Source organism: Streptomyces sp. RP5T (assembly GCF_003933965.1).
In the GTDB taxonomy this organism is placed as follows: Bacteria; Actinomycetota; Actinomycetes; order Streptomycetales; family Streptomycetaceae; genus Streptomyces.
Genome location: NZ_RSAJ01000517.1, coordinates 1 through 5,973 on the forward strand (window position 1 = coordinate 1; position 5,973 = coordinate 5,973).

Below are 5,973 nucleotides of genomic sequence, written 5' to 3' on the forward strand. Positions count from 1 at the left end.
GTCGTCGACGAGCGAGGTGACCACGATGTCCTCGCGGTCGATGCGGTTCCAGTCGTAGTCCCACATCAGGGACATCTCGATCTCGCGGTTCTCCAGCATCGCCCACAGTCCCGCGATACGGGCGCTGCGCACCGTCAGCCGCACCTCGGGGTGGGTCCGGCGGAAGGCGATCACGGCGCGCGGGAGGAGGGAGGCGCCGACGGTGGGGAAGGTTCCGACCCGGAGCGTGCCCGCACGCAGTCCCGCGAAGTCGGCGAGTTCGTTCTCCGCGGCCGTCAGCTCGCGCTGGATCCGCTCTCCCCGCGCGGCCAGCGCGCGCCCCGCGTCCGTGAGGGTGACACCCCGCGCATGACGCTCCAGGAGCGGCTGCCCGGCCTCCGTCTCCAGGCGGCTGACCTGCTGCGACACCGCTGACGGGGTGTAGTTGAGGGCTCGGGCGGTGGCCGTGACCGAGCCCCGGCGGGCCACCTCGGTGAACAGCAGGATGCGCCGGACGTCGAGCATCTCACCCCTTCCGGTGCTCGCTTCAGCGTTCACTTCAGCTTAATACCCCTGCAGATTTCCGAGATTGTACTTCACGCTGGACGCGCCCACTGTGGATCGCATCCCGCACGGAGATGCCGTCGGGGTTCCCACGAGGAGTCTGTTGTGTTGCGTCTGCAGGGCGAGATGATCCGCGGAGGTACCAGCAAGTGCTGGATCTTCGACCACCATGACGTGGTGGCGACCGGCGTGGACGCGGACACCCTGCTGCTCGCCGCCTACAACGCCGCCGACCCCCGTCAGATCGACGGCGTCGGCGGAGCCTCCTCCACCACCTCCAAGGCGGCGATCGTCCGGACCTCGGCGAAGCCGGACGTCGACGTCGAGTACGCCTTCGCCCAGGTCGGCATCGGCGACGAGCAGGTGGAGTGGACCAGCAACTGCGGCAACTGCGCCACCGCCGTCGCCCTGTACGCCGTCCACAACGGCCTGGTGCCCCTCACCTCGGACTCGACCACGGTGCGGATGCTCAACGTCAACACCGGCGCCCGCCTCAGCGGCACCATCCCCACCCCGGGGCGGACCGCCCCCGACGCGGGGACGGCCCGGGTGCCGGGCACCGCCGCGCTCGGCGTGCCGGTGCTCCTCGGCTTCGAGGACCCCGCGGGCACCTCGACGGGCCGGGCCCTGCCGACCGGCCACGCCTTGGACACGCTGACCGGACCCACCGGCACCGTCGAGGCCTCCCTCGTCGACGCCGGCGCCCCCGCGGCCCTCTTCGAGGCCAAGGCGTTCGGGCTCGACGGCACCGAGTCCCTCGCCGGCTTCGCCGAGGTCGTGCCCGCCCTCACCATGCTGCGCCGGCCGGCCGCCCTGGCCATGGGACTGGCCCGGGAGACCGACCCCGTCAGCCACGCCGTCCCGAAGGTCGGAGTGGTCGCCCGTCCTGTCGCCTACCGCACCACGGATGGCACCCTCGTCCATCAGGACGAGTACGACCTGGCCGTCCGCATGGTCTCCATGCACGCGCCTCACCCCGCGATCGGCCTCACCTCGGCCGTCGCCCTGACCACCGCTGCCGCCACCCCCGGCACGCTCGCCCACCGCGTCGCCCGGCAGACCGCCGACGGGACGCTGCGCCTGGGCACCCCGGCCGGTGTCATCACCGCCCGAGCCGTTCCCGCAGCGGAGGGCGCCTCCCCCACGGTGCTGCTGCACCGCGCCGCCCGCCGTATCGCCCGAGCCGAACTCCTCGTTCCCGTCCTGGAAGGACGCCCCGCATGAGCCGCAACGACGCTGCCCCGGGTACCGGCACCGCCCCGCCGAGCCGCCTGCGCAGGCTGCTGTCCCTGCTGTACGTCCAGTGCCTGATCGGTGTCCTGGCCGGTGCCGCCGTCGGCTGGCTGTGGCCGTCGTTCGGAGCCGAGCTCAAACCCCTGGGCGACGGGTTCATCGCGCTGGTCCGCATGATGATCGCGCCCGTCATCTTCTGTACGGTCGTCCACGGCATCGCCTCCATGGGCAACGCGCGCGCCGTCGGCCGGGTCAGTCTCAAGGCGCTGATCTACTTCGAGGTCCTGACGACCGTCGCCATGGTGATCGGTCTGGTCGTGGTGAACGTGGTCCAGCCCGGCAGCGGGCTGCACGTCGACCCCTCGACCCTGTCGACCGAGGGGCTGCCGCCCGAGGCGACCGCGAGCCACGAGAGCGTCGCCGCCTTCGTCCTCTCCATGATCCCGGACACCCTGCTCAGCGCGCTGACCGGCCACGAGATCCTGCCCGTGCTGCTGGTCTCGGTCCTGTTCGGCTTCGGCCTCAACGCCGCCGGCGAGGCGGGCGCGGGCATCACCCAGGGCGTCCAGAAGCTGTCCAAGGTCCTGTTCACGCTCATCCGCTGGATCATGCGGCTCGCCCCCATCGGCGCCTTCGGCTCCATGGCCTTCACCATCGGCAACTACGGCCTGGACACCCTGCGCCACCTCTTCCTGCTGGTCGGCTCCTTCTGGCTCACCGCTCTCTTCTTCGTCCTGGTCGTGCTCGGCGGCGTCATGCGCGTCAACGGGCTGCGCCTGCTGCCCTTCCTGCGCTACATCAAGGAGGAGCTGCTGATCGTCCTCGGCACCTCGTCCTCCGAGCCGGTGCTGCCGCGGCTGATGGCCAAGCTCCAGCACGCGGGCGCCTCGAAACCGGTGGTCGGGATCACGCTGCCCGCCGGGTACTCCTTCAACCTCGACGGCACCGCCATCTACCTGACCATGGGCTCGGTCTTCCTCGCCCAGGCCCTCGGCATCGACCTCAGCCTCACCCAGCAGCTGTCCATGCTCGCCGTCATGCTGCTCACATCCAAGGGCGCGGCCGGTGTCACCGGTTCCGGCTTCATCGCCCTGGCGGCCACCCTCAGCGCCGTACCGCACGTGCCCGTCGCCGCGCTGGCCCTGATCTTCGGCATCGACCGCTTCATGTCCGAGGCCCGCGCCCTGACCAGCGTGGTCGGCAACGGCGTCGCCACCCTCGCGGTGGCCAAGTGGGAGGGACAGCTGGACGAGGAGCGCGCCAGGGCGGTCCTCCGCGGCGACCTCCCGTTCACCGCCGAGCCCGAGCCCGAGGGCGAGCAGGCCCCCGTCCCGCGGACCGCTCCCGTACCGGCGGGGGATGCGGGTCCCGAGGCACCGGCCGGAAGGGACCGTGAACCGGTGCCCGCCGCGGGCTGACCCATCCCTCGGCGAGGCCGGCCCGGAGCGGGGACTCCGGACCGGCCTCGCCGCGTTTCGGCATGCCGGAGCCGACGCGGGGTCCTCCTCGCACGGCTCAGCGCAGTGGGCGGCGGTGTCGGCCGAGTTGCATGCCCAGGAACACCAGGGCCGCGACGAACACCACGACGCCGATGATCAGCAGGTAGAACAGGCCCTTGACGGCGACGCCGATGATGCCGAGCACGATCGCCGCGAGGACCAGGAGCAGGAAGAGTGTCATGACGTGAAGTGCCTCCTCGACGGGGCCGGTCAGCGGCGTGCGAGCTGACGCTCGCCGTTCGCGCCGGGCTGGTAGGGCAGGCCGTAGTGCGCGAAGATCGCCGCCTCGTCCTCGGCGGGCAGCACGTCGTCCGTGCCGATCGACGGACCCTTCTTCACCAGCGACCGGTCGTAGTTCACCTTGACGTAGCCCGGCCCCACGACCGCGCCGTCCAGCGGGACGAAGACCAGCTGGCGGCGGGTGGGCAGCCCGACCTGGACCGTGCCCATGGCGGGCTCGTCGGTGCTGGTGCGCACGTACACGGACTCCAACGTGCCGATCTTGTGACCGCCCGCGTCGAGGACGTCGTGGGTACGCCACTCACGGATATCCGCACTCTGGATCATCCTTGGGTCCCTTCGCGGCTCGGGGTACCGAGGGGCGGTACCGGGGAAGGCACTTCTCCACGTTCCCGCATCAGCCCCGGCGACACCTCCGCGCCCGCGAGGGGCCTGGCGCAGGCGGTCCGGAAAAGTCCGGGCCGCGGGGCAGTCGAACCGCCTTCCGCACCCGTCTTAACGAGGGAACGAGGGAGGGCGCATTGAATGCCGACGAGGAACGCCAGTTCCGCGAGTTCGTGGCGGCGCGGTCGAGAACGCTGCTGCACACGGCCTACCTGCTGACCGGGGACTGGGAGCAGGGCCGGGACCTGCTCCAGACCGCGCTCGCCGCCACCGCCCGGCGCTGGTCGAAGCTGCGGGACCGGGAGCAGCCGGAGATCTATGTGCGCCGGGCGCTCTACAACGCCCAGGTGGACCGCTTCCGGCTGCTGAGCTGGGGCCGGGAGACGGTCACCGACACCCTGCCGGACCGGCCGTCCGCGCAGACCGCCGACTGGGCCGAGACCGTCGTCCAGCGCCAGGACATCATGGCCGCACTGCGGCGGCTTCCCAAGCGCCAGCGCGCGGTGATCGTGCTGCGCTACTTCGAGGACCGGCCCGACGCGGAGATCGCGGCGATCCTCGGTGTCGCGCAGGGGACGGTCCGCAGCCAGACCCACAAGGCCCTTGCCGCCCTCCGCGGCACCCTGGCCGGAGCCGGGTCGTCCAGCGCCTCCTCCAGCGCCTCCTCCACTGCCACCGGAAGGGGCCTCGCATGAACGACCCGATCGCACACCCGCTGCACGACGCCCTGCACGCCCACGTCCGGGACGTCGGCGGTGACGCCGGTGCCCATCTGGCCGGGCTGGCCGACGGCGCGTTGCGGATCGCGCGGCGGCGGCAGCGGCTGACCCGCGCCGGGGTCGGTCTCGTCGCCGCCGTCGCGGTCGCCACCACCTGGGCGGCCGTCGCGGACGGGGCGACCCCGCGTGCGCACGTGGTGCAGCCGGGGGCGGGGGACGGCACCGGTGCGCCGGCGGCCCTGGTCTCCTTCCTGCCGGTCACCTCGTCCGTCCAGGAGGCCTGCGCCCGCGGCAGCGGCGGCTACACGGTGCGGGCGAGCGCGACCCACCCGGCGTCGTGCGTCCGGGTCGACCGGGCCGCGGGCATGACCGGCGTGCGGGTCAGCTCCGCCGAGGCCGGGAAGAGCAACGGCACCTGGAAGGTCGAGGTGAGCCTCGACGCGGCCGACCGGGAACGGTTCGCCGCCCTCACCGGCTCCCTGGCCGCGAAGCCGGCCCCGCGCAACGAGGTGGCCATCGTCGTCGACGGCAAGCTCTGGGGCACCCCGTTCGTGACCGCCTCGATCACCGGCGGCCGTCTTGAGATCGCCGGGCCCTACGACGGGGACCTCACCAGCGCGACCGCCCATGAACTGGCCGGGCGGCTGGATCCCGGCTGACGGTCGTAGGAGAGCCGCACCGGGCGCTCCGGGGCCCTACGCCTCGGAGAGCTCCGCGCGCAGGGTGTCGCGCAGCCGGCGCAGGTCGTCCGCGGGGCGTCCCAGGCCGTTGAGGCGCACTCGGGCCGCCTCGGTGCGGTCGACGGGGCGGGCGGTGAAGGCCAGGTTCATCGAGGCGCGCAGCATCCACAGGTCGTAGGCGAGCAGCCGGGCCGCGTGGGCCTGTGCCGTCATCAGGTCCGGGTCCGTGGTCCGCAGGTCCTGGAGCCGGGCGCGCAGCCGGTGCAGGGTGATGCTCTGCACCCCGCACCTGGCCGCCCCGTGCGCCGGCGGGCCGGGTTCGCCGCACGCGGCCACCGCCTCGTCGGCCGGCCTCTGCGCGGCCACCGCCTCGTCCAGCACCGCGACGAGCGCCCGCAACTGGTGCGCCCGCGACGGGCCGACGGGGGCCGGTCGCCGGTGGGGGCGTACGAGGGGGCGCAGGAACGGCCGTACGACGCCGAGCCACCGTGCGGCCCGGGGCGTCGGTGTGTCCGGAACTGTGCCTGTACGCATGGCCCCTCCCGGCGTGTGTGACGTCCGCGGCTTCCGGGGCGGCCGACGTGCCCTTACGACCCGGGCGACCCGGCGCGCAGAGCCCGTTTCCGGGCGCCGTGCTCCTCCAGTGTGCGCCCCGCGCGCGGGGCGGTGTTCCCT

8 protein-coding genes are annotated in these 5,973 nt (G+C 72.9%); 4 read left to right on the forward strand and 4 right to left on the reverse strand.

The window, feature by feature from the left end; all coding sequences use genetic code 11:
• Positions 1–504, reverse strand: a 504-nt coding sequence (locus EHS43_RS35085; RefSeq protein ID WP_148104159.1) for a LysR family transcriptional regulator, incomplete at its 3' end; no start/stop codon positions are given.
• A 144-nt stretch (positions 505–648) separates the two neighbouring features.
• On the opposite strand from EHS43_RS35085, the gene EHS43_RS35090 reads away from it, so the two are divergent.
• Together EHS43_RS35090 and dctA are read left to right on the forward strand one after the other, a co-directional pair.
• Positions 649–1,767: a PrpF domain-containing protein gene (locus EHS43_RS35090; protein ID WP_125194679.1), complete on the forward strand. Its 1,119-nt coding sequence runs from the start codon at positions 649–651 to the stop codon at positions 1,765–1,767.
• Positions 1,764–3,194, forward strand: coding sequence for a C4-dicarboxylate transporter DctA (gene dctA, locus EHS43_RS35095; protein WP_125194680.1), 1,431 nt, complete (start codon positions 1,764–1,766; stop codon positions 3,192–3,194). The genes EHS43_RS35090 and dctA overlap by 4 nt, the downstream gene beginning before the upstream one ends.
• A 97-nt stretch (positions 3,195–3,291) precedes the next feature.
• Here dctA and EHS43_RS46805 read toward each other — a convergent pair whose 3' ends face one another.
• On the reverse strand, positions 3,292–3,456 hold the full coding sequence (locus EHS43_RS46805; protein ID WP_185806548.1) for a hypothetical protein: 165 nt from the start codon (positions 3,454–3,456) through the stop codon (positions 3,292–3,294).
• 29 nt (positions 3,457–3,485) lie between these two features.
• On the reverse strand, positions 3,486–3,842 hold the full coding sequence (locus EHS43_RS35100) for a PRC-barrel domain-containing protein (protein WP_125194681.1): 357 nt from the start codon (positions 3,840–3,842) through the stop codon (positions 3,486–3,488).
• Between the two features lie 194 nt (positions 3,843–4,036).
• Here EHS43_RS35100 and EHS43_RS35105 point away from each other — a divergent pair, with 194 nt between their 5' ends.
• Together EHS43_RS35105 and EHS43_RS35110 are read left to right on the forward strand one after the other, a co-directional pair.
• The gene (locus EHS43_RS35105; protein WP_125194682.1) at positions 4,037–4,594 is read left to right on the forward strand and encodes a SigE family RNA polymerase sigma factor; all 558 of its coding nucleotides are present in this window, start codon (positions 4,037–4,039) and stop codon (positions 4,592–4,594) included.
• Positions 4,591–5,277, forward strand: a complete 687-nt coding sequence (locus tag EHS43_RS35110; protein WP_125194683.1) for a hypothetical protein — start codon at positions 4,591–4,593, stop codon at positions 5,275–5,277. Before EHS43_RS35105 ends, EHS43_RS35110 begins: the two co-directional genes overlap by 4 nt.
• A gap of 36 nt (positions 5,278–5,313) precedes the next feature.
• Here the strand turns inward: EHS43_RS35110 and EHS43_RS35115 are convergent, their stop codons facing one another.
• On the reverse strand, positions 5,314–5,832 hold the full coding sequence (locus EHS43_RS35115; RefSeq protein WP_125194684.1) for a hypothetical protein: 519 nt from the start codon (positions 5,830–5,832) through the stop codon (positions 5,314–5,316).
• Positions 5,833–5,973 lie beyond the last annotated feature (141 nt).

Excerpts from the sequence above, each read along its gene's own strand:
- dctA (WP_125194680.1), top strand. The coding sequence starts at position 1,764 with ATGAGCCGCAACGACGCTGCCCCGGGTACCGGCACCGCCCCGCCGAGC.
- EHS43_RS46805 (WP_185806548.1), bottom strand. The coding sequence starts at position 3,456 with ATGACACTCTTCCTGCTCCTGGTCCTCGCGGCGATCGTGCTCGGCATC.
- EHS43_RS35100 (WP_125194681.1), bottom strand. The coding sequence starts at position 3,842 with ATGATCCAGAGTGCGGATATCCGTGAGTGGCGTACCCACGACGTCCTC.
- EHS43_RS35110 (WP_125194683.1), top strand. The coding sequence starts at position 4,591 with ATGAACGACCCGATCGCACACCCGCTGCACGACGCCCTGCACGCCCAC.
- EHS43_RS35115 (WP_125194684.1), bottom strand. The coding sequence starts at position 5,832 with ATGCGTACAGGCACAGTTCCGGACACACCGACGCCCCGGGCCGCACGG.